Genomic DNA, 21,572 nt, shown 5'->3' with positions numbered 1-21,572 from the left:
GGAGGGCGTGCCCGAATTCGAGGTGGCGTGGATCAGATGCCGTCGCCTGTGCGGATCTTTCCGACGGCTTCGCCGCCCCCCAGCACGTCGAGCGAGAGGGCCGCGCCGAGGGACTCGACATCGGCGTCGGCGAGTGCACCCGCTCGTGCCAGCAGAGTCGCCGCCACGATCGTCGACGCGCGGGCGCCGCCGTCGAGCATCTTCAGTGCGACGGTGGTCCCGTTCGGTGCGACCATCACCATGACTCCCTCAGCGCCGCCCTTGGCGAAGACGCCGAGCTTCTCGATCGCGATGGTGTCGGGGCGTCCGGGGCCGTCGATTGTCCAAGGGTGCTCGCGAACAGCGCGCACCAGCGAACCGGCTACGCGGTGGAGTGCGAACGGGGATCGGTCCGAGGCGGTCCCGATCCGGTGGATCGATCGTGCCAGCCCCGTGAGCGTGATGGCATACACCGGGGCTCCGCAGCCGTCGATCGCCGTGTGCGCGATCTTCTCGCCGGTGAGGCGTTCGATGACGTCGCGGATGTGCACCTGCAGGGGGTGAGCGGCGTCGAGGTATCCGTCGACGGGCCAGCCGGTCGCGACGCAGGCACGCAGCATCGCCGCATGCTTGCCCGAGCAGTTCATGCGGATGCGGGTCTGTGCGCCGTGCTCGCGCACGAGTTCGTCCCGAGCTGCCGTGTCGCTCGGCCACGCGGGTGGGCAGCCCAGGGCATCTTCGGTGAGTCCGCCTGCGGTCAGCACATCACGAACCACCGATGCATGACGGTCCGTGCCGCTGTGGCTCGCGGTCGACATGGCGAGCTGCTCTCCCTCGAGGGAGGCGCCTGCCGTGATGCACGCCACGGCCTGCAGAGGCTTGAGGCTCGACCGAGGCAGGATCAGGACATCGGCGTTGCCGTGCCGGGCGATGACCTCGCCGTCGGGGGAGAGCACCACCGCCGCCCCCGCATGGCGGGATTCGACGAACCCGCTCCGCTCGACGACGGCAAGTTCCACAGCATCCTGAACGGTGAGAGTCTCCAACACCTCCCAAGGATATCGTCGGATGCCGCCGGCGCTGCGACAGAGCACCGCGGTTCCCGACGTCGGATGCGGCTGGCAGACTGTCGGCATGGCAGATCGTCCCGCGCCCCTCGGCGAGCACCGCTACTCACTCACCTCGACCTGGACCGGGAACTCCGGGACAGGCACGAGCGGCTATCGGGAGTATCGGCGCGACGTGACGCTGGAGGTCGAGGGGAAGCCCGAGATCCTGGCCTCCGCGGACAAGCCCTTCCGTGGCGATCCGTCGCGCTGGAACCCCGAAGATCTCCTCCTCGCCTCGCTGTCCGAGTGTCATCTGCTCTCGTACCTGCACGCCTGCGTCACGGCGGGGGTCGTGGTCGTCTCGTATCGAGACACCGCCTCGGGCATGATGCGGGAGAACGGCGCGGGCGGAGGTGCGTTCGTCGAGGTCATGCTGCGTCCCGAGGTCGTCGTCGCCGACGCATCCATGATCGATGCGGCCGAGCGCGCGCACGCTCAGGCGAACGAATGGTGCTTCATCGCGAACTCGATGAACTTCCCGGTGCGGCACGAGGCCACGGTGCGCGCGGACCAGGGCTGAGGGTCCATCCGCGATTTCCGTCCGGAAGATCGCAGCCGCACCCGGTGAGGCAGATCGCACCCGAGACGGGCAGCGATCACGCCGCCGAACGGTGTCAGCGACGCTCGTGCGGCAGCGCCTGCTTGATCTTCTCGATCGTGCCCTGGGCGGGGGCTTCGTTGTACGCGTCCGCGAGTTCCTGCCCGGAGAGTGCGTGGATCGCAGCCATGATCTCGTCGGTCGCGAGTCTGCGCGCGCGACCGCTGGTGGCGGGGCCGTGCGGAGACAGGTCGAGCGGCTCGCCGAACCTCACGGTGATGCGCTCCTTCAGCGTCGGCACCTTGGCGCCGACCGGCATCACGGTGTCGGTGCCGATCAGCCCCACGGGGACGACAGGTGCGCCCGTCTGCAGAGCGAGGAACGCGACACCCGTGCGGCCCTTGTAGAGGCGGCCGTCGGTGGACCGCGTGCCTTCGGGATAGAGAGCGACCGCGAGGCCCTCGTCGAGCAGCTGGCGCTGGACGTCGAGCGCATCCAGAGCGGCCTTTCCTGCGCCGCGGCGCACGGAGATGGCGCCGATGGACTCGAAGAAGGTCTTGCTGAGCCAGCCCTTCACGCCTGTCCCCTCGAAGTACGTGGACTTGGCGAGGAAGTGCACGGGCCTCGGCGCCGCGACCGGGATGGCGATCGAGTCGATGAACGACAGGTGATTGCTCGCGAAGATCACAGGACCGTCCTGGGGCACGTTCTCGCGGCCTTCGATGCGCGGTCGATAGATGGTTCGAGCGAGCGGGGTGATGAGGCTGCGGCCCAGCGCGTAGGCGAAGCCGGCGTGACGAGGCTTCTCAGTCTCTGCGGGCGATGCTTCGGGCTCCACGGACTGCTCTGACGTCATCAGAGCAGATTACCCCCGGATCCATGCCTCGGTGGGAATGAAGCTCCAGGCGCGCCTCCCAGCATCGACAAAGGGGTATGGGGGATGATGGGGTGTCCCGCCCGCGATCCTGAGGTCTCACTGTGCGCAAGCGTCCGCTCATCGTCCTGTCCACCGTCGCTGCGGCGACCCTGCTGCTGGCCGGTTGTGCCGGCGGCTCGACCCCCGATGCGACGGAGACCCCTGACGCCTCTGCGCAGACCTCCTGCCTCGCCGATCTCCAGTCCGGGGCGGGGTCCGACGCCGTCACGGTCGACGGAACCGGCGCCGATGCGAAGGTGACCGTCCCCGCGGATGCCGATCTCACCGAAGCCCAGAGGTCCGTCGTGGTGGAGGGCGACGGCGACGACGTCATGCCCGGCGATCTCGTCTCGCTGCGCTATCAGCTCGTCGACGCCACGACCAACGAGGTGCTCAGCACGTCTGAGCGGGGCCCTGACGGCGTACTGTCGGCCCTTCTCGCGGTGCAGCAGCCGCAGCAGATCGTGGACCCGACCCAGTCGACCGTCTTCACCGTCGCCGCGGAGTGCCTTCCGATCGGCTCGAGCGTCGTCCTGACCCTTCCTGCAGCGCAGGAGGGCATGAACCCGAGCGTGCTCTACGTCGAGACCATCGAGGAGCTGCCGACCATCGCGTCCGGCTCCGACGTCGACGCGACCGAGGGCATGCCGACCGTGGAGCTCGACGACGCCGGCTCGCCGACGATCACCCTCCCGGACTCCGACGCTCCCACCGAGACGGAGGTCGCCGTCCTCAAGCAGGGCGACGGTGCCGTCGTCGGTGCCGGCGACCTGGTCACGGTGCAGTACCGCGGCGTGAAGTGGTCGGACGGCAGCGAGTTCGACTCCAGCTGGAGCCGAGACGCCGCGCCGTCGCAGTTCCAGACGAGCGGGGTCGTGACCGGCTTCAAGATGGCTCTCGAAGGCCAGAAGGTCGGCTCCCAGGTCATCGTCACCATGCCTCCGAAGGACGGCTACGGCGAGGGCGAGATCAACGAGAACGATCTCGTCGGCGAGACCCTGACGTTCGTCGTCGACATCCTCGCGACCACGCCGATCGAGCAGGCCGAGTAAGCACGGCGGGGTGCAGGGGGTGGCCTAGGCTGGCGGCATGCGTCGCATCATCGTCCTCGGCTCCACCGGCTCCATCGGCACTCAGGCGCTCGACGTCATCCGCGCCAATCCGCGCCGGTTCGAACTCGTCGGCCTCGCTGCGGGGTCCAACGCCGAGATGCTGGCCGAGCAGGCTCAGCAGTTCCAGGTGGAGAGCACAGCCCTCGGTGCCGCCGAGGCTGAGCAGCTGGTTCGAGACGTCGACGCCGATGTGGTGCTCAACGCCATCACCGGATCGATCGGTCTCGGCTCCACACTCGCCGCGCTCGAGGCCGGACGTACGCTCGCGCTCGCGAACAAGGAGTCTCTCATCGTCGGCGGTCAGCTGGTGCTCGCGGCTGCGGCCCCCGACCAGATCGTCCCGGTGGATTCCGAGCACTCGGCCATCGCCCAGGCTCTGCGCAGCGGCACGCATGCCGAGGTGCGACGGCTGGTCGTCACGGCGTCCGGAGGGCCGTTCCGCGGGCGCTCACGCGACGAGATGCTCCAGGTCACTCCGCAGGAGGCGCTCGCGCACCCGACGTGGGACATGGGACGCATGGTCACCACGAACTCCGCGACGCTGGTGAACAAGGGCCTCGAGGTGATCGAGGCGCACCTGCTGTTCGACATCGCCTACGACGACATCGATGTCGTCGTGCACCCGCAGTCGGTCGTGCACTCGATGGTGGAGTTCATCGACGGATCCACGATCGCCCAGGCATCCCCGCCAGACATGCGTCTGCCCATCTCGCTCGGTCTCGACTGGCCGAATCGCGTCGGTGGTGTGGGAAGCCCGCTCGACTGGACCAGGGCGACGTCCTGGACGTTCGAGCCCCTCGACGACAAGGCGTTCCCCTCGGTCACGCTCGCCAAGGCTGTGGGGCGCGCGGGCGCCACGTTCCCCGCCGTCTACAACGCGGCGAACGAGCAGGCTGTCGACGCGTTCCACGAGGGACGCCTGTCGTTCCTCGGCGTCGTCGACACCATCTCCCGGGTGGTCGACGCGCACGAGCCGCCTCAGGCTCTGACGGTCGAGTCCCTGGCCGCCGCCGAGGACTGGGCTCGACGCAAGGCCGACCAGCTGATCGCGAAAGCCTGACTCGGAAGCGGCCGCAACGGATCGCTGCGGCCGCTGATCGGGTTCAGTCTTCGTCGGCGTAGGGAACGGGCCAGTGCGAGTCGGGCACCGGCCATCCCGCGGCCCGCAGTGCCCGACGAGCCAGCTCACGCGCAGAATACGGGGTGCGCACACCGCGGATGTCGCGGTAGTCCTGGTGTCCAGGACCCGCCCACAGGATCGAGTCGCCCTCGCCCACCATCCCGACGGCGGCCACGATGGCGGTCTCGGGCGGCGAGTACTCGAAGATCTCGGCGTCGGGTCGTGCCTTGCGGGCTCCGGCGACGAGGGTGGCCCTGATCGAATCCGGATCCTCGAAACGAGGGTGGTGGTCCGTCACGACGAGGATGTCACTGCCTTCGACAGCCGTGCGAGCCATGTCGTATCGCTTGCTGGCGTCGCGGTCGCCGTCTGCACCGAAGAGCATCAGCACCTTGCCGGGGGTGACGCGGCGCACTGCGGCGAGGGTCTTCTCGAAGGCGTCGGGGGAGTGCCCGAAGTCCACGAACACCACAGGCCCGGTGTCGCCGGACACGAGCTGGGTGCGACCGGGGAGGTGGGCGTCGATGCCGCCGTCGCGGTCGAGGGCCGCGACGATCCGATCCCACTCGTAGCCGCCTTCGAGCAGCATCACGATCGCCAGGGCAGCGTTCGCGGCCATGTGAGGTCCGATCACCGGGACGGTGGTCGTGAGGGATCCCGCAGGGCCGGACATCGTGAAGGTGGTTCCCGATGCGCGTTCGTCGTCGATCACGACGACCCAGTCGGCGCGCGCCGCGGCGTCGGGGTCGGCCGCGATCGACGGCGTTCCGACGGTGACGACGGGGATCTCTGCTCGCTGCACCACGACCGCCCCGTTGGGGGAGTCGAGGCACACCACACCACGCGTCGCGCGGTCGGGTCGGAAGAGCGGGAGCTTGGCCTCGAAGTACTCCTCCATGTCGGCGTAGTCGTCGAGGTGGTCGTGACTGAGGTTCGTGAATCCGGCGACGTCGAAACGGATGCCGTCGACGCGGTGACGAGAGAGCGCCTGCGCGCTGACCTCGACGGCCACGGCCTCGACGTCACGCTCGCGCATCAGCGCGAGAAGCGCATGCATCTCGGAGGCCTCGGGGGTCGTGAGCCTGGAGACGATGACCTCGCCGGCGATGTGCCGCTCGGCGGTCGAGGAGAGGCCGGTGACCACGCCGAGCTGGTCGAGGATGCCCTCGAGCAGGTGCGACACGCTGGTCTTGCCGTTCGTCCCCGTGGTCGCGAACAGCAGAGGCAGCGGCTCGCCCGCTCCGGTGCCGTAGACCCAGGCGCTCAGCGCACCGAGCACGGCACGGGGGTCGTCGACCACGAGCACCGGGAGGCCCGCGGATTCGGCGATCTCGGCGCCCGCCTCATCGGTGATGATCGCGACGGCGCCCTTCTCGGCGGCGGTGACCGCGAACTCGGCACCGTGGCGGTTCACGCCCCGGATCGCGACGAAGGCCTCGCCGGGGCGGAGATCTGCGGTGGCGAGAGTGATCCCCGACAGGGCGACACCGCTCACCTCCCCGCGGACGTCTCGTGCGAATCGAGAGGCGAGTTCGGACAGCTCGCGCCGGGGCGGGTTCGCGGGGCGGAGCACGGGAGGCAGGCTCGGTTGTTGTTCAATCGACATGTCGCATCCATGATCTCATGGCTCCGGAGAGATCACGGGGTGCGGCACGTCTCCTCGACCACGGCGGGCCGAGGAGACGTGCGGGGCGTCACACCTTGCGGCGGTACGCGAGCACGGAGACGACGAGCGCGGCGATGCCGGCCACGAGACCGCCCGCACCCAGCGCCGTGCCGAGAGCATCCGGCGTGTCCGTCTCGTCAGCGGCTGTCTCCGACGTCGTGCTCGAGTCGTGCTCGCCGTGGCCGTCTGCGGCAGCGGCTGCCACGGACACCACGGGAGCCGGAGCGTCGAGGCTGTGCGGGTCCTCGCCGTCCTCCGCCAGCTGGGTCCATTCGGTGCTTCCCTCGACACAGGTCTGGATCACGGGGAACGCGAGGGTCTCGGGCGTGTCCTCGTCGAGACCCACCGACATGCTGACGGCTCCGCGGAGCTCGTTCGGCACCGGTGCGACCGCGGTGTAGGTGACTGCGCTGACGAGGCCGTCCTCGCCCTTCTCGATGTCGATCGTCCAGTCGCTGTCCATGGTGGGTGCGACCGAGGCGAGGCCCTCGGGCATCGTGACCTTCAACGAGGTGGTGGGGGAGTTGTCGCAGCCGTGCGCGAACGAGAACGTGAGCACGCCGTGGTCTCCGGCGACGAGCTCGTCGGGGCTGACGCTGACGTGGGCGCTGGCCATCGCGGGGATCGCGAGGGCGAGGACAGCGCCGCCGATCACTCCGACGGTGAGGTTGCGGCGGGTGCGGGTGGTGGTGGTGGAACGCATGAGGGAACTCCTGATTGCTGTGGTGCGGGCGCGCCGAGATGGGCGCGGCATCCGCGAGGTGAGGAAAGGGGCGCCTCGATGAGGCGATGCGGCGATCAGGCGCGCGCCGGGGGTCCTCGACGCGAAAGGGAGGTGGAGAGAGCAGTGTCGACCAGCAGGGGGAGGGCGACGATCGGAGCTGCGGGGCGCGCATGACCCGCGTGGAACAGCGTGACGGCGCGACGCCACTGCGCCTGCATCCACCCGGCGATCGCGCGCACCATCGACTCGCCGTGCCACAGCAGCGCGGTGGTGGCGACGGCGGCGGCGATGTGACCGATCAGCATGAGCAGATCAGGGGCGGTGGCTGCGGTGACCGGGCCGAGCACGGAGAGATCGACGTGATGCTGGTGCCCGGAGATCACGGTCGTGCCGGTCGGGGCGCCCAGGAGCTGGAACACGACGTGGAAGGCGGCCTGGCTGACGAGAACTGTCGCCGCGACGCGGCGTCGGGAGGCGCGCGCCCCGATGATCAGAGCGGTGATCGGCACCACCAGCGCCGCGACAGCGAGCACGAGCAGAGGATGCGGTGCGGCTCCGCCTGCGATCGTGTGCGACGTCGCTGCGATGACCGTGGCCACAGCCGACGCCGAAGCCGCGCGCAGGAGTCGCAGCTGGCGGGAGGTCACCCGACAAGCCTAACGGGAGTGCGCGGTGAGCCCCGTCGCGGCGTGGGGCGTATTCCTAGACTGCGAGCACTAGCTTGGGGGAGTGGAAGCACTGCTCTATCTGGGTGGCATCGTGTTCATGCTGATCGGCCTCGGCCTGTCGATCGGCCTGCACGAGGTCGGTCACCTCCTGCCCGCGAAGCTGTTCGGCGTGCGCGTGGGCCAGTACATGATCGGGTTCGGACCGAGGCTGTGGTCGAAGCGCATCGGCGAGACCGAGTACGGCTTCAAGCTGCTTCCTCTGGGCGGCTTCATCTCGATGTCGGGCATGTATCCGGCATCCACGACCTCCGGTCCCGCGAAGGGCGTCTTCCGCGCGCTCGTGCAGGATGCGCGCTCGGCCAACGACGAGACGATCGCGGAGGGCGCCGAGGATCGTGTCTTCTACCGCCTTCCGGTCTGGAAGCGCGTCGTCGTGATGCTCGGCGGCCCACTGATGAACCTCCTCCTCGCGATCGTGATCTTCACCGTCCTGGTGTCGGGTATCGGCGTGCAGCAGGGGACCACCACGATCGCATCCGTCAGTGAGTGCGTGCTTCCGGCAGGATCCACGGCGACGGAGTGCTCGGCCGACGACCCTGCGACGCCCGCGGCGGAGGCCGGGATCAGACCCGGCGATGTGCTGGTGTCCGTCGGCGGTCAGCCGGTGTCGACGTTCGCGGAGGCGACCGCGATCGTGCAGGCGGCACCGGGCGAGACGCTCGAGCTCGTCCTCCTCCGCGACGGCGCCGAGAAGACGTTGAGCATCACCCCGGTCGAGGCGGAGCGCACCATCACGGATGCGAGTGGCCAGCCGGTCCTCGGAGACGATGGTCAGCCGGTCGTCAAAGACGTCGGCTACGTCGGGATGGGTGCGCAGATGGGCTTCGTGCAGCAGCCGCTGTCGGCGGGGCCGCAGATGGCCGCCGACACGGTCGCGCGCGTGGGATCGATGATCCTGACGCTCCCGGTGCGCATCTGGGACACGGGAGTGTCTCTGGTGACGGGGAGCGAGCGTGATCCGAACGGGCCCCTCAGCGTCGTGGGCGTCGGACGCATCGCCGGAGAGGTCGCGGCCACGGATGCCCCGGTCCTGAACCGATTCTCGGTGCTGCTCGGTCTTCTCGGCTCTTTGAACGTCGCGCTGTTCGTCTTCAACCTGATCCCGCTGCTGCCTCTCGACGGCGGTCACGTCGTCGTCGCGCTGTGGGACGGCATCCGACGCGCGTGGGCCAAGCTGTTCCGTCGTCCGCCGCCCGCGCCCGTCGACGCGACCAGGCTCGTGCCGCTGACGGTCGTCGTCGCCACGCTGCTCATCGCGATGGGCGCCGTGCTGCTGCTCGCCGATCTGTTCAACCCCGTGAACATCTTCGGAGGCTGAGCCCGCGCGAGTTCGCCTCCGCGCGCGACGCGAGATCCGGGGATCAGGCGAGTGCGTGCGAGACCAGGCGCTCCAGCGTGCGGATCCCATCGCGCGACAGGATCGATTCCAGGTGCCCCTGGATCGACGCGAAGTGCTCCCCGCGCAGGGCGTAGACGTCGCCGGACACGGGATCCGCCGACACCTCGGCGGCGCCGACGGATGATGTCCCCGGCGCGACCCTGGCGGTGAAGGTGTTGTAGAAGCCGATCGACGCATCCTCGCCGAAGACGGGCACCGCCTTCTGCAGCCCCTGATGCGGCGCGTCGAGGGGAGCGAGGTCGATGCCGAGACCGTCGCTGAGGATCTGGTGGCTCAAGCAGACGGCGAGCAGCGGTGCGCCCTCATCGACGCGACGCGAGACGACCTGCCGCATCCGGGCGATGCGGTCGCTGGCGGCGTCGCGAGGGTCTCCGGGACCGGGGCCCGCGACGACGAGGTCCGCGGAGTCGAGCTCCGTGTCGTCGACCTCGCTCCACGCTCTGATGGTGACATCCAGCCCCAGATGGCGCAGCTGGTGGGCGAGCATGGTCGTGAAGCGGTCCTCGGCGTCGACGACGACCGCCGTCCGACCGGCGAACGGACCGGTGAGGTCATCGCCCTGGGGGTTCAGCCAGAAGTCCGCGAGTCGCGCGTTGCGTGAGGAGAGCAGAGCGGCGACCGTGGGATCTGCCGCGAGGGACAGAGGCTCGCCGGGAGCGTCAGCGTCCTCACGGGACTCAGCGGCCGTGTCTCGATCGATCGCGCCGATCGCGCCGAGCACCCCTGCGGCCTTGCCGTGGGTCTCGGAGACCTCGCCGTGCGGGTCGGAGTGGCGCACGAGCGTCGCGCCCACGGGCACGCTCAGCGAGCCGTCCTGCAGGTAGACGGTGCGGATCAGGATCGGGGCATCGAGATCGTGCCCGCCCTCGGCGTTCGGGGTGAAGAGCGCGGCGACACCGGAGTAGTACCCGCGCGGCTTCTTCTCATGACGACGGATGACCGCGCACGCGTTCTGCATCGGCGAGCCCGTGACGGTCGGGGCGAACATGGTCTCGCGGAGGATGTCGCGGGGGTCCAGCGCGCTGCGTCCGCGGAGCATGTACTCCGTGTGCGTCAGGCGCGACATCTCCTTCAGGTGCGGACCGGTGATCCGCCCGCCGTCCGAGCACACCGCGCTCATCATCTTGAGCTCTTCGTCGACGACCATGAACAGCTCCTCCGTCTCCTTGGTGGAGGAGAGGAAGTCGACGAGCGTCTCCTTCGTGGCGCCACCGGCCGGGTGCCGGAAGGTGCCCGAGATGGGGTTCATCGTGACGACCCCTCCTCTGGCCACGACGTGCGCCTCGGGGCTGGCGCCGACGGCGATGTGGCCGGGGGTGACGACGGCGAAGGTCCAGTACGCACCGCGCTCGTGCGTGAGCAGCGCGCGGAACCAGGTGAGCGCCGCCGTGCGGTCGTCGACATCGATCTCGGCGGTGAAGTCGCGGCGGATCACGAAGTTCGCGCCCTCGCCGCGGCCGATCTCGTCGGCGATCACGGTCTCGACGATCGCGGCGTATTCCTCGTCGGCGATGTCGAAACCACCGTCGCGGAGGGGGACGGCGGCGGACGGCAGCTCGGCGATGAGGTCGGGAGCCGGGAGATGGAGGTGCTCGTCGACCACGATGCAGCGCAGCGGCGCTCCGTCATCCTGGGCGACGAATCCACGCTCGCGCACCTGGCGGTACGGGACCATCGTGAAGATCTCGCGGGCGGCCCCATCGATCGTGAGCGGGATGTCGGCGAGCAGGTCGACGTCGACGACCTCGCCCGTGAGCAGCTCGACGGTGTCGGCGCCATCGCGCGCGATCAGAACGAACGACGCAGACGGATCTGCGGTGAGCTCGGCAAGACGTGAGAGGGTCATCGGTGTCTCCTGTGCGTGGCTCCGGCTCGGCTCAACGAAAAGACCGCCCCGGAGGCGGTCTGGATTCGTGGGAACGCGAACACACCGCCTAAGAGGCGGGCCACCAGGTGAAGTTCGCGAGCATGGGCTGAAAACTATCACACCGACGCGTTCCGGATCGGCCGCATGACGCGCGATGCGCGCCGCCCGGCATCCAGCCCGCGTGCATCCAGGCGGCGTAGGCTGGGGGTTGTGCCAGCAGTGAATCTTGGGATGCCGAAGATCCCCGAAGTCCTCGCCCCGCGCCGCAAGTCTCGCCAGATCAAGGTGGGCAAGGTGCTCGTGGGTGGCGACGCCCCCGTCACCGTGCAGTCCATGACGACGACGAAGACGACGGACATCAACGCGACGCTCCAGCAGATCGCCGAGCTGACCGCGTCCGGATGCGAGATCGTCCGTGTCGCCGTGCCTCACCAGGATGACGCCGACGCGCTGAAGATCATCGCGATGAAGAGCCAGATCCCGGTCATCGCCGACATCCACTTCCAGCCGCGCTACATCTACACGGCGATCGATGCAGGCTGCGGTGCCGTGCGAGTGAACCCCGGAAACATCCGCGAGTTCGACGGCAACGTCGGCAAGATCGCCGAAGCGGCCAAGGCCGCCGGAGTCTCGCTGCGCATCGGTGTGAATGCCGGATCGCTCGATCGCCGCATCCTCACCAAGTACGGCAAGGCGACCGCGGAGGCTCTCGTCGAGAGCGCCGTCTGGGAGGCTTCGCTGTTCGAGGAGCACGACTTCCACGACTTCAAGATCTCGGTCAAGCACAACGACCCGATCGTCATGGTCAAGGCGTACCGCCAGCTCGCCGAGCGGGGCGACTGGCCGCTGCATCTCGGCGTGACCGAGGCGGGACCCGCGTTCCAGGGAACGATCAAGAGCGCCACGGCGTTCGGCATCCTCCTCGGCGAGGGCATCGGCGATACGATCCGCGTCTCCCTCTCCGCTCCTCCCGCCGAAGAGGTCAAGGTGGGGCACCAGATCCTGCAGTCGCTGAACCTGCGCGAGCGCAAGCTCGAGATCGTCTCGTGCCCCTCGTGCGGACGCGCTCAGGTCGATGTCTACACGCTCGCCGAGAACGTGACCGAGGGGCTGAAGGACATGACCGTGCCGCTGCGCGTCGCCGTGATGGGCTGCGTGGTCAACGGGCCCGGTGAGGCGCGTGAAGCCGATCTGGGTGTCGCATCCGGCAACGGCAAGGGGCAGATCTTCGTCAAGGGCGAGGTCATCAAGACCGTGCCCGAGGCGGACATCGTCGCGACGCTGATCGAAGAGGCCAATCGAATCGCCGCCGAGATGGGCCCAGAGGCGCCCCTCGGTACCGCACAGGTCGTCACGGCCTGACCTCGTGGCGCGCCTCTGACACGGAGCGATCGCGTTCCTCGCATCAGGGACGGTGATCGTCATGAAAATCTCAAGGAGTCCCATGCCCTCGTCCACTGTCGTGTCGTTCGCCGGCGGCGACGTCTCGGGATCGAGCACCGTCACCCGGGTCGAGCCCACCGCTGCGGGTGCCGTCGTCGTCGTGGACGCGACCCCGTTCCACCCTGTCGACCACACGTGGCCGGATCAGCCGGGGGACAGCGGCAAGATCGCGCTCGACGGGTCTGTCGTCCGAGTCTCCGAGGCTGTCATGGCGGCGGTGTCCGCCGACGGCGAGTTCGCCGTCGGCTCCGACATCCCGGTCAAGCGCGGCGCCGAGGGGTGGACCTGGCTCGTGGGGCATCCGCTCGAGGGTGAGGTGCCCTCGTGGCTGGTCGAAGGCGTCCGCGTCGAACTGTCGGTCGACTCGCCGCGGCGGGCCGGACTCAGCCGAGGACACACCGCCTGCCACCTCGCGTCGTTGGCTCTCGATCTCGCAGTCGCGGATCTGTGGCGCAAGGACCCCGGAACGGATGCTCTGGGCGCCCCCGACTTCGAGGGCAAGGCCAACCAGTCGAGCCGTATCCATGCGGACGGGGCCGTCGACGAGTACCGGCTGGGTAAGAGCCTGCGCCGGGCCGGATTCGACACCGAGACGTTCGCGTCGACACTCGCGGATCGTGAATCGTCCATCAACGAGCGACTGGCCGAATGGGTCGCGTCAGGGGCGACGAGCCGGGTGGTGCCCGAAGGACCGACGATCGTGGATCGTCGGAGCTGGCACTGCGAGCTTCCCGACGGCACGGCAGAGATCCTCTGCGGCGGCACACACGTGGCATCCCTCGCCGAGTTCGTCTCGATCTCAGTGACGCTCGACCTGTCCGACCCCCAGCTGCTGGTCATGACGACGAGGGCCGTACCCGCGTCCTGAGCCCCGCTCAGCGTGTGTAGCCGGTCAGCGCACGAATCCGCTCTGCACACGGCCGCCGGCACGAACGAGCTCGTCTTCGACGCGCGCCGCGAACGTCGCGTAGTCGCGGTCGAGCAGGGGGACGATCAGCCGTTCGGCGCGCTCGCTGCTGAGGTTCCGCAGGCGCCGGGGGAGCCATTTGCCCGTCGCGATCCAGCGCCCCTCTCCGAGAAGCATGAGCTCCGCCGTCCTCTCGAACAGGATGGACGCCTCGACGTGCTGCTCGAGAGGGTCTCTCGCATCTCTGAGGTCGTCGAGGACGTCGGTGATGACGTAGCGCCGAAAAGCGGATTCGTGCGCACTCAGCGCGGGGCCCGCGTCGAGGACGCGCTGCCAATGCAGGCGGAGGGAGGGCATCCGGCCGTCGTCTCGGATCACGGTTCCCTCGACGAGCATGTGCACCGTGACCGGCCTGTGCTGCGCGACTCCTCGTTCGGCCCATTCGTCGAAACCGGCCGGTGTGTACGCGAAGACCTCGAACACCTCTCCCTCGAACTCGTGCGTCGATGCTTCGCTCGTCTGGTCCTCGGCCTCGAAGAGCTCGCCTCCGATGAGCAGCAGGTCGATGTCGCTCGTCGGGGTGCGTTCGCCGCGTGCGGTGCTCCCCGCCACGATGGCGACGTCTGCGCGGGGGTAGCGAGCGGCGACGAATCGTTCTGCGACGGCGAGGTGGTCCACGGCGACAGCGTAGCGTCCGTCGTCGGGGGCGCCGGGCTTCGTCAAAGGCGCTCTCAGCGGGTCGCTGCGCCGAGCCTACGACGTCAGACAGCGAACTCGATCTCGCCTCGGGCGATGTCGACGCGCACGACGCGGAGCCGCACCACCGCGCCAGGGACCGCGTCACCAGGGACCGGGGCAGAAGCGGTGACGGCGGGCTCGGCGAGCTGGACCGTCGCCCGCTCGCCACGGATCTCGATCACGGTCGCATCGACCGTGGAACCCACCAGAGGCGTCAGAAGAGCGGCCTCGACGCAGTTGACAGTCGCGGAATCGAGCCTGGACGCGCGCTGACCGGACTCCTGCATCAGCGCCGGGAGATCGTCGAGGGACTCGCGGACCCAGCCCGGCACCTCGCGCTTCTCGGAGACGGCGAGACAGATCTCGAGCGCCCATCGGTCGACGAGACGACGCAGAGGTGCTGTCGCGTGCGCGTACGGCGCGGCGATCGCCGCCTGCTCGGTGTCGGGCGGCACCGAGCCGTCGAACGTCACGTAGCCCGCTCCGCGGAAGAGCGACGCCGCAGCCTCGAGAATCGGGAGAGTCATCGGATCCGCGCGATCCAGTTCGCGGAGGTAGTCGCCGTAGCGGCCCGTCGTCCACGGACGGCCGAGCGCCTCGCTCTGATGACGGAAGGCGTCGAAGGACGTCTCGTCGGGCTGGGGCATCGTGCGCAGGATCCCGATGCCGGCTTCGATCATCAGGGATGCAGCCGCCATACCCGTCATCAGGGACAGCTGGGCGTTCCATTCCTCGACCGGCAGTGGATTCCGGCGCTCGATCGCGTAGGTTCCATCGACGCCACGCACGACCTCCTCGTCCGGGAGGTTCAGGCTCGCACCGCCACGGAGCTTCTCCTGCTCGATCCGCAGCGCGCCGATCTCGGGCAGCAGCGCCGCCGGGCTGTCCTCGCCCCGGTCGAGCGCGGCCTGTGTGCTGACATAGTCCAACTGAGCGCGTGACCGGATCAGAGCCCTCTCGAGTCGGAACCCCTCGACCACCCCGGCCGCATCGAGTGTGAACGTCCAGACGAGAGCGGGACGATCGACGTCGGCGAGAAGGGACGCACGATCCTCGCTCAGCACCTTCGGATGCAGGGGGATCGTGCCGTCAGCGGCGTACAGCGTCTGACCTCGACCGCGGGCCTCCGCGTCCACAGCCCCGCCGGGCGCCACGAAGCCGGGCACATCGGCGATCGCATACCGAACGGTGTATCCCGATTCCCGCCTCTCGAGGTGGAACGCCTGGTCGAGGTCGCGGGATCCGCGCGGGTCGAGCGTGGCGAAGGGGATGTCGCGCAGGTCGAGTGTGGGAGACGTCGCTTCCGAGGCCGCGGCTTCGGCCAGCACCTCGGCAGGGAACTCGGTGGGAGCCTCGAGCGATTCCCGGAGCGCCGCGAGCGCCGCAGCGAGTTCGGTCTGCGCGGCGGAGGGAGCAACGTGGGATCGGCGCTGAGGCATGCCCCCACACTAGGCGTCGGGGCGTGCCGGATCATGACCGCGGATCCCAGATATGACGGTGCAGAGGGGATCGAAGATGAGCGTCGCACCCGATCGGCGCACCATCCGGAAACCTGTGATTCCCGTGCCTGTCCGGCCCTCACCGGAATATTGGGCGTTAGCGTGGGGGCATGACCACTGCTGCGAAAGCCCAGACCCTGATCGGACTCTACGAAGCCCCGGAGATCCTCCGTGTCGTCAACGTGTGGGACGTCGTGTCCGCCCGAGCGGTCGCGAAGCTCCCGGAGACCAAGGCGATCGCCACCGCAGGACACGGCATCGCCGCGTCGTTCGGATTCGAGGACGGCACCATCACCCGCGACATCATGATCGACATGGTCGGACGCATCGCGGCATCCGTCTCCGTGCCCGTGACCGCCGACCTCGACGACGGATACGACGACGCGGGGGAGACGACCCGACTCGCGATCGGCGCAGGTGTCGTGGGCGCCAACGTCGAGGACCGCCTCAAGCCCTTCGACGAGTCCGTCGCCGTGGTGGAGGCCATCGTCAAAGCTGCCGAGGCCGAGGGTGTTCCCTTCGCGCTCAACGCCCGCACCGACGCGTTTGTGCGTGCAGGTCACCGACCGGTCGCCGAGAGCGTCGCCGACGCGATCCAGCGCGGACGCGCGTTCCTCGACGCCGGAGCGACCGCTGTCTTCGTGCCGGGGATGCTCGACGCGAACATCACGCGTCAGCTCGTCGAGGGTCTCGGAGAGGGCAAGCTTAGCGTGATCGGCCTGCCCGGAACGCTCGCGGCGTCGGAGTACGAGAAGCTCGGCGTCGCGCGCATCTCGTACGGCCCGCTTCCTCAGCGAGTCGCGCTCACCGCCGTGCAGGAGCTCGCCGCGAGCCTGTACGCGGGCGGCGTGATCCCCAACGGACTTCCCGCACTCAACTGACGCATCGCGAAAACGAGTGACCACCGGTCAGTAGACTTGCCCGGTGGTCACTCGTCTATCGAAATTCTTCCTCCGCACGCTCCGTGAAGACCCTGCAGGCGCAGAGGTCGCGAGCCACAAGCTGCTGATCCGCGCCGGGTACATCCGACCTCAGGCAGCCGGCATCTTCGCGTGGCTCCCGCTCGGTCTGCGAGTCAAGGCGAAGATCGAGACCGTCGTCCGTGAGGAGATGGGCGCTGCCGGTGCGCAGGAAGTGCACTTCCCGGCTCTGATGCCCCGCGAGTCGTACGAGGCGACCGGGCGCTGGGATGAGTACGGAGACCTGCTGTTCCGTCTCCAGGACCGCAAGGGTGGCGACTACCTGCTGGCTCCGACTCACGAAGAGGCGTTCACCCTTCTCGTGAAGGACCTGTACTCGTCGTACAAGGACCTGCCCCTCACGATCTATCAGATCCAGGACAAGTACCGCGATGAGGCCCGCCCGCGTGCAGGCCTGCTCCGCGGACGCGAGTTCACGATGAAGGATGCGTACTCGTTCGACGCGTCCGACGAGGGCCTCGACGTCAGCTACCAGGCTCAGCGCGACGCGTACGAGCGCATCTTCCAGCGCCTGGGCCTCGAGTACGTGATCGTCCAGGCGGATGCTGGCGCGATGGGCGGTTCGCGAAGCGAGGAGTTCCTCCACCCGACCCCCGTCGGTGAGGACACGTTCGTCCGCAGCGCCGGCGGATATGCCGCCAACGTCGAAGCTTTCACGACCGCCGTCCCCGACGCGATCGCGTTCGACGCGGACGCTGCGCCGGTGGTCTTCGACTCGCCGAACACGCCCACGATCGAGACGCTCGTGGCGCACACGAACGCGCACCTGGACGGCGACTACACGGCCGCCGACACGCTCAAGAACGTCGTGCTCGCGCTCACGCACCTCGACGGGACCCGTGAACTCGTCGTCGTCGGTATTCCCGGCGACCGCGAGGTCGACGAGAAGCGCGCCGAGGTGGCATTCGCGCCCGCCGAGGTCGAGACCGCCACGGCAGACGACTTCGAGAAGAACCCGCTGCTCGTCAAGGGCTACATCGGCCCCTGGTCGCCCACGGGCGCCGTGCTCGGCGAGGAATCGGCGACGGGCATCCGCTACCTCGTCGACCCGCGCGTGAGCGAGGGAACGAGCTGGATCACGGGTGCGAACCTCGACGAGAAGCACGCGCATTCGGTCGTCGCAGGGCGTGATTTCTTCGCGGACGGCATCGTCGAGATCGCGAACGTCCGTGCGGGAGATCCCGCTCCGGACGGCTCCGGTCCGGTCGAGCTCGCACGCGGCATGGAGATCGGCCACGTGTTCCAGTTGGGGCGCAAGTACGCCGAGGCGCTCGGCCTCAAGGTGCTGAACGAGAACGGCAAGCTCGTCACCGTCACGATGGGCTCGTACGGTATCGGCGTCACCCGTATCCTGGCGATCATCGCTGAGCTGAACAACGACGAGAAGGGGCTCATCTGGCCCGCATCCGTCGCGCCGTTCGACGTGCAGGTCGTCGCCGCCGGTCGCGATCAGGTCGCGTTCGACGTGGCCGCCGACCTCTCGGCGCAGCTCGAGTCGGCCGGACTCGACGTGCTCTACGACGACCGCCCCAAGGTCTCGCCGGGAGTCAAGTTCGGCGACGCCGAGCTGGTGGGCGTTCCGAAGATCGTCATCGTCGGACGCGGCGCCGCCGAGGGCCAGGTCGAGCTGTGGGATCGCCGCACCGGTGACCGCACCTCGGTGTCGATCGTCGACGCCGTCGACAGTCTCAGCCGCCGCTGACGCAGACACACTGAGAACGCCGCGCATCCCTTCCCGGGATGCGCGGCGTACTCATGCACGCGACCGTCAGCGGACGATGCGACCGTGGTTCATGATGTCGTCGTCGGGCGTGTCCTTGGTGACGAGCGCCTTGAGCGCTCCCGCGGCCATCGCGATCTTGCCCTTCGCCGGCTCCCAGAACTCGGTCACGGTCGGTGTCACCTTCAGGAGCGCGATGCCCGGGGTGTCGAGACCGTCCGCGAACCAGATCTCGAGCGACGGCGAGTAGAGCTCCTCCATCTTGGCCCGATCGTGCACGAGCGTGGCCTTGCCGGCGACCGAGACGTACCGCATCCCCTTCGCGTCGCAGTAGGAGAGCCCGACGTCGTGGTGCTTGCGTGCCTCGTCGACCTTCTCGGTGTCTTCCGCGGTGAAGAACCAGATGTCTCCCGCATCGTCCATCTGCCTCGTCGACATCGGTCGGCTCACGAGGTTGCCGTCATCGTCGGTCGTCGTCAGCATCGTGAAGTCGATGTCCTCCACGAGCTCGGCGACGCGAGCCAGTGCTTCGGGTCCAGTGATCTCTGTCATGCCGACAGCATCGCGCGGGAGCCGCGCGCGGGCACGGGGATTGACAGGGAGGCGGCCACATGATCGCGAGCGGCGTTGCGCCCCGGACGCCGGGTGACGCGTGACAGGCTGGAGCCATGACCGAGGAACCGCTGCCGGAATCGCTGAGCACCGAGATCAACGCCGTGCTGGATGAAGCCGGGATCAAGACCGACCGTCGTCTGGTGATGCGCATGATGCGCACGGCGGTGCTGCTGGGCGAGGACGGCACCGACAGGCTCGACCTCAAGATCGCATCCGCGGCGCTGGCCGAGATGCGCGATGCCTTCCGGCTGTTCGCGCCGTTCGACGGCGTCCCCAAGGTCACCGTCTTCGGATCCGCACGCACGCGTCAGGACGACCCTCTCTACGTCCAGGCACGCAAGGTCGCGGAGGCCCTCGCTGCGGACGGCTGGATGGTGGTGACGGGTGCCGGACCCGGGATCATGCAGGCGGCGGCGGAGGGGGCAGGCCCCGCGCTCTCGTTGGGCGTCTCGATCCGACTGCCCTTCGAGGAGAAGGCGAACAGCCTCGTCGCGGGAAGCGATCACGTCGTCGCGATGAAGTACTTCTTCACCCGCAAGCTCATGCTCATCAAGGAATCCATCGGCTTCATCTGTCTTCCCGGGGGATTCGGCACGCTCGACGAGATGTTCGAACTCCTCACGCTGCAGCAGACGGGCAAGGCCGAGCCCACACCGATCGTTCTCCTCGACGAGCCCGGAGGCACGTTCTGGAACGGTCTCAAGCGCTTCATCGACGAGGACCTCGCACCGACCGGTGTGATCTCCGAGGGCGACTTCGACCGCGTCGTCATCACGGACTCGGTCGAATCCGCGGCAGCCGTGATCGCCGGCTTCTGGCGCAACTACGACTCGCTGCGCTGGGTGGGTGACACACTCGTGCTCCGCCTTCGCGCGGAACCGACCGATTCCGAGATCGAACAGCTCAACGAGCGATTCGCGGGCATGCTGGCAGGAGGCCGGATCGAGCGCACCGCGCCCCGATCACCCGAGGTCGCCGACGACGACGTGCTGCACCTGCCGCGGCTCGCCCTGCACCTCGACCAGCGCCAGGTCGGCAACCTGTTCCGGCTGATCGGCGCGATCAACTCTCTGGATTCTGCTCCCGCGCTCTGATGCCCGCCGCGAAGGCTGCGAGGTCGACCTCGTGCCCGAGGATGCGCTCGGCGGCGCGGTGCCCTGAATAGTACGCGGCCCCCACCGTGGCGGGTTCGTCTCCCCATGTGGCTTCCCCCGCGAAGTGCAGGACGCCGTCGACGGGGCCGGCCGCCTCGTCGTGATCGTGATGCGACGCCCCTGTGGCCAGGTGCGAGTACGACCCGTTCGAGAACGGGTCGTGTCCCCAGCGCGTGATCCAGTGTGCTGTCGGCGCGCCCACGGAGTCTCCGTACAGAGCGCGCAGCGCGGCGACCACGTCGGCGACGATCTCGTCGTCGGGCAGGTCCTGCATCCGCCGTCCGAACGGGCCCGCCGCGAAGGTGAGAAGGGTGGGCAGCCCGCTGACGGCTGACACGTCGTACCAGGAATGCCAGTGCTCGCCCGCCTCGCCGAGCGCACGCAGAACATAGCTGCTCTCGTTCCAGAACCGCTCGGGGAACTGGATGAAGATCTTGTTGAAGACCCCCATGCCCAGGCGTGAGACGGGCGCGGCGACGGTGTCGGGCAGAGGCGGGACGAAATCGATCGCACCGGCCTTGAGCACGCCGAGCGGCACCGTGACCAGCGCGCTGCGGGCGGAGAATTCGCCGTTCTCGGTGGCGAGGACGATCCCGTCGTCCGCGCGCGTGACTCGGGTCACGACGCTGTTCACGCGGATGTCGAGTCCGTGGGCGATGCGACGGGGGAGTTCGTCGTATCCCCGCGGGAAGATCACCTCATCGCCGTCGATGGCGTCCTCGTCGAGTCCGTGCGCATCGAGGTCGCCGATCCATGCTCCGCACTGCTCCTCGACACGGTGTCGGAAGAACTCGCGGATCTCGTCGATGCGCTCCGGTGCGAACCCCGAGCGGTCGAGTGCCCGCTCGGTCACGTCGAGGTAGGTGTCACCGGGGGAGGACGCCGCGATCTCCTCGACCAGCAGGCGATCGGCCGATGCGACGTCATCGACCCACTGCGTCGTGCTCGCAGCATCCATCGGCCTGCCCTCGCCGTCGAAGTTCTCGATCGGGCGTCCCCCGGCCTGGAAGCTGCCGACCGTGTACTCGATCGTGGGGATGTCCAGGGCCTGCACGAGGTCCCACAGGCGTGATCCCTCGATCCCGTGCACCCAGGACGCCCCGAGGTCGACCGGGAAGCCCGCGGTCCGGTCGGTGTTCATCCTGCCGCCGACCCGATCGCGCGCCTCCAGGACCAGGACGCTCGCGCCCGCATCGGCGAGCATGCGCGCGGCGGTTACTCCGGACATCCCTGCTCCGATGACGATGGTGTCGTATGTGCTCACTGGGATCCTCCTGCGCCTCTCGCACCGCTGCGGTGCGGCCGCCGCCGTGGCACGGGGCAGTGGGCACAGGGTATCGTGGTACGGATGTCGCGCG

Annotated in this window: 19 protein-coding genes; 9 read left to right on the top strand and 10 right to left on the bottom strand. The window is 68.6% G+C overall.

What is annotated here, in order from left to right:
• Positions 1-32: 32 nt before the first annotated feature.
• Complete coding sequence (locus ACTJKH_RS05200) at positions 33-1,028, bottom strand: asparaginase (protein ID WP_440736016.1); 996 nt, start codon at positions 1,026-1,028, stop codon at positions 33-35.
• Positions 1,029-1,113: 85 nt separating this feature from the next.
• On the opposite strand from ACTJKH_RS05200, the gene ACTJKH_RS05195 reads away from it, so the two are divergent.
• The gene (locus tag ACTJKH_RS05195; protein WP_440736015.1) at positions 1,114-1,608 is read left to right on the top strand and encodes an OsmC family protein; all 495 of its coding nucleotides are present in this window, start codon (positions 1,114-1,116) and stop codon (positions 1,606-1,608) included.
• A 94-nt stretch (positions 1,609-1,702) separates the two neighbouring features.
• Here ACTJKH_RS05195 and ACTJKH_RS05190 read toward each other — a convergent pair whose 3' ends face one another.
• Positions 1,703-2,482, bottom strand: coding sequence for a lysophospholipid acyltransferase family protein (locus ACTJKH_RS05190; RefSeq protein WP_440736014.1), 780 nt, complete (start codon positions 2,480-2,482; stop codon positions 1,703-1,705).
• A gap of 122 nt (positions 2,483-2,604) precedes the next feature.
• On the opposite strand from ACTJKH_RS05190, the gene ACTJKH_RS05185 reads away from it, so the two are divergent.
• Both ACTJKH_RS05185 and dxr read left to right on the top strand, forming a co-directional pair.
• Positions 2,605-3,594, top strand: coding sequence for an FKBP-type peptidyl-prolyl cis-trans isomerase (locus ACTJKH_RS05185; RefSeq protein ID WP_210099152.1), 990 nt, complete (start codon positions 2,605-2,607; stop codon positions 3,592-3,594).
• A 37-nt stretch (positions 3,595-3,631) separates the two neighbouring features.
• Positions 3,632-4,714, top strand: a complete 1,083-nt coding sequence (gene dxr / locus ACTJKH_RS05180; protein WP_440736013.1) for a 1-deoxy-D-xylulose-5-phosphate reductoisomerase — start codon at positions 3,632-3,634, stop codon at positions 4,712-4,714.
• 43 nt (positions 4,715-4,757) lie between these two features.
• Here dxr and ACTJKH_RS05175 read toward each other — a convergent pair whose 3' ends face one another.
• The 3 genes from ACTJKH_RS05175 to ACTJKH_RS05165 form a co-directional block, all read right to left on the bottom strand.
• Entirely contained in the window at positions 4,758-6,380 is a 1,623-nt protein-coding gene (locus ACTJKH_RS05175; RefSeq protein ID WP_440736012.1) for a Mur ligase family protein, read from the bottom strand.
• An 88-nt stretch (positions 6,381-6,468) separates the two neighbouring features.
• Positions 6,469-7,143, bottom strand: coding sequence for a YcnI family copper-binding membrane protein (locus tag ACTJKH_RS05170; protein WP_440736011.1), 675 nt, complete (start codon positions 7,141-7,143; stop codon positions 6,469-6,471).
• A 95-nt stretch (positions 7,144-7,238) separates the two neighbouring features.
• Positions 7,239-7,811: a hypothetical protein gene (locus ACTJKH_RS05165; RefSeq protein ID WP_440736010.1), complete on the bottom strand. Its 573-nt coding sequence runs from the start codon at positions 7,809-7,811 to the stop codon at positions 7,239-7,241.
• Positions 7,812-7,893: 82 nt separating this feature from the next.
• Between ACTJKH_RS05165 and ACTJKH_RS05160 the strand changes: the two genes are divergently transcribed.
• Entirely contained in the window at positions 7,894-9,210 is a 1,317-nt protein-coding gene (locus ACTJKH_RS05160) for a M50 family metallopeptidase (protein ID WP_440736009.1), read from the top strand.
• A gap of 43 nt (positions 9,211-9,253) precedes the next feature.
• Here ACTJKH_RS05160 and ACTJKH_RS05155 read toward each other — a convergent pair whose 3' ends face one another.
• A complete protein-coding gene (locus ACTJKH_RS05155) occupies positions 9,254-11,137 on the bottom strand; it encodes a chorismate-binding protein (RefSeq protein WP_440736008.1) in 1,884 nt (627 codons plus the stop codon).
• A gap of 252 nt (positions 11,138-11,389) precedes the next feature.
• Here ACTJKH_RS05155 and ispG point away from each other — a divergent pair, with 252 nt between their 5' ends.
• Both ispG and ACTJKH_RS05145 read left to right on the top strand, forming a co-directional pair.
• Positions 11,390-12,520, top strand: coding sequence for a flavodoxin-dependent (E)-4-hydroxy-3-methylbut-2-enyl-diphosphate synthase (gene ispG / locus ACTJKH_RS05150; protein ID WP_042541832.1), 1,131 nt, complete (start codon positions 11,390-11,392; stop codon positions 12,518-12,520).
• Between the two features lie 82 nt (positions 12,521-12,602).
• On the top strand, positions 12,603-13,469 hold the full coding sequence (locus ACTJKH_RS05145) for a hypothetical protein (RefSeq protein ID WP_440736007.1): 867 nt from the start codon (positions 12,603-12,605) through the stop codon (positions 13,467-13,469).
• A 24-nt stretch (positions 13,470-13,493) separates the two neighbouring features.
• Here the strand turns inward: ACTJKH_RS05145 and ACTJKH_RS05140 are convergent, their stop codons facing one another.
• Positions 13,494-14,186 carry a nucleotidyltransferase domain-containing protein gene (locus tag ACTJKH_RS05140; RefSeq protein WP_440736006.1) on the bottom strand — a complete coding sequence of 231 codons (693 nt, stop codon included), beginning with the start codon at positions 14,184-14,186 and terminating at the stop codon, positions 13,494-13,496.
• An 83-nt stretch (positions 14,187-14,269) separates the two neighbouring features.
• Positions 14,270-15,685, bottom strand: coding sequence for an RNB domain-containing ribonuclease (locus ACTJKH_RS05135; RefSeq protein ID WP_440736005.1), 1,416 nt, complete (start codon positions 15,683-15,685; stop codon positions 14,270-14,272).
• Positions 15,686-15,855: 170 nt separating this feature from the next.
• On the opposite strand from ACTJKH_RS05135, the gene ACTJKH_RS05130 reads away from it, so the two are divergent.
• Together ACTJKH_RS05130 and ACTJKH_RS05125 are read left to right on the top strand one after the other, a co-directional pair.
• A complete protein-coding gene (locus tag ACTJKH_RS05130; protein ID WP_440736004.1) occupies positions 15,856-16,626 on the top strand; it encodes an isocitrate lyase/PEP mutase family protein in 771 nt (256 codons plus the stop codon).
• 43 nt (positions 16,627-16,669) lie between these two features.
• Positions 16,670-18,427 (top strand): proline--tRNA ligase, encoded by a 1,758-nt coding sequence (locus ACTJKH_RS05125; protein WP_440736003.1) that lies wholly within the window; start codon positions 16,670-16,672, stop codon positions 18,425-18,427.
• Between the two features lie 66 nt (positions 18,428-18,493).
• On the opposite strand, the gene ACTJKH_RS05120 is transcribed toward ACTJKH_RS05125, so the two are convergent.
• Positions 18,494-18,997 (bottom strand): pyridoxamine 5'-phosphate oxidase family protein, encoded by a 504-nt coding sequence (locus ACTJKH_RS05120; protein ID WP_440736002.1) that lies wholly within the window; start codon positions 18,995-18,997, stop codon positions 18,494-18,496.
• Positions 18,998-19,113: 116 nt separating this feature from the next.
• Between ACTJKH_RS05120 and ACTJKH_RS05115 the strand changes: the two genes are divergently transcribed.
• The gene (locus ACTJKH_RS05115) at positions 19,114-20,154 is read left to right on the top strand and encodes a TIGR00730 family Rossman fold protein (RefSeq protein WP_440736001.1); all 1,041 of its coding nucleotides are present in this window, start codon (positions 19,114-19,116) and stop codon (positions 20,152-20,154) included.
• On the opposite strand, the gene ACTJKH_RS05110 is transcribed toward ACTJKH_RS05115, so the two are convergent.
• Positions 20,123-21,478, bottom strand: a complete 1,356-nt coding sequence (locus ACTJKH_RS05110; RefSeq protein ID WP_440736000.1) for a flavin monoamine oxidase family protein — start codon at positions 21,476-21,478, stop codon at positions 20,123-20,125. The genes ACTJKH_RS05115 and ACTJKH_RS05110 overlap by 32 nt on opposite strands.
• Between the last annotated feature and the right edge of the window lie 94 nt (positions 21,479-21,572).

This window comes from Microbacterium sp. 22215 (assembly GCF_052045655.1).
In the GTDB taxonomy this organism is placed as follows: domain Bacteria; phylum Actinomycetota; class Actinomycetes; order Actinomycetales; family Microbacteriaceae; genus Microbacterium; species Microbacterium phyllosphaerae.
The sequence above is the reverse complement of the archived record's forward strand: the minus strand, read 5'-3'. Positions and strand labels throughout refer to the sequence as shown.

Bases quoted from the DNA above. Each gene is read 5' to 3' on its own strand.
- ACTJKH_RS05195 (WP_440736015.1), top strand. From the start codon at position 1,114: ATGGCAGATCGTCCCGCGCCCCTCGGCGAGCACCGCTACTCACTCACC.
- ACTJKH_RS05190 (WP_440736014.1), bottom strand. From the start codon at position 2,482: ATGACGTCAGAGCAGTCCGTGGAGCCCGAAGCATCGCCCGCAGAGACT.
- dxr (WP_440736013.1), top strand. From the start codon at position 3,632: ATGCGTCGCATCATCGTCCTCGGCTCCACCGGCTCCATCGGCACTCAG.
- ACTJKH_RS05175 (WP_440736012.1), bottom strand. From the start codon at position 6,380: ATGTCGATTGAACAACAACCGAGCCTGCCTCCCGTGCTCCGCCCCGCG.
- ACTJKH_RS05170 (WP_440736011.1), bottom strand. From the start codon at position 7,143: ATGCGTTCCACCACCACCACCCGCACCCGCCGCAACCTCACCGTCGGA.
- ACTJKH_RS05155 (WP_440736008.1), bottom strand. From the start codon at position 11,137: ATGACCCTCTCACGTCTTGCCGAGCTCACCGCAGATCCGTCTGCGTCG.
- ispG (WP_042541832.1), top strand. From the start codon at position 11,390: ATGCCGAAGATCCCCGAAGTCCTCGCCCCGCGCCGCAAGTCTCGCCAG.
- ACTJKH_RS05145 (WP_440736007.1), top strand. From the start codon at position 12,603: ATGCCCTCGTCCACTGTCGTGTCGTTCGCCGGCGGCGACGTCTCGGGA.
- ACTJKH_RS05135 (WP_440736005.1), bottom strand. From the start codon at position 15,685: ATGCCTCAGCGCCGATCCCACGTTGCTCCCTCCGCCGCGCAGACCGAA.
- ACTJKH_RS05130 (WP_440736004.1), top strand. From the start codon at position 15,856: ATGACCACTGCTGCGAAAGCCCAGACCCTGATCGGACTCTACGAAGCC.
- ACTJKH_RS05120 (WP_440736002.1), bottom strand. From the start codon at position 18,997: ATGACAGAGATCACTGGACCCGAAGCACTGGCTCGCGTCGCCGAGCTC.
- ACTJKH_RS05115 (WP_440736001.1), top strand. From the start codon at position 19,114: ATGACCGAGGAACCGCTGCCGGAATCGCTGAGCACCGAGATCAACGCC.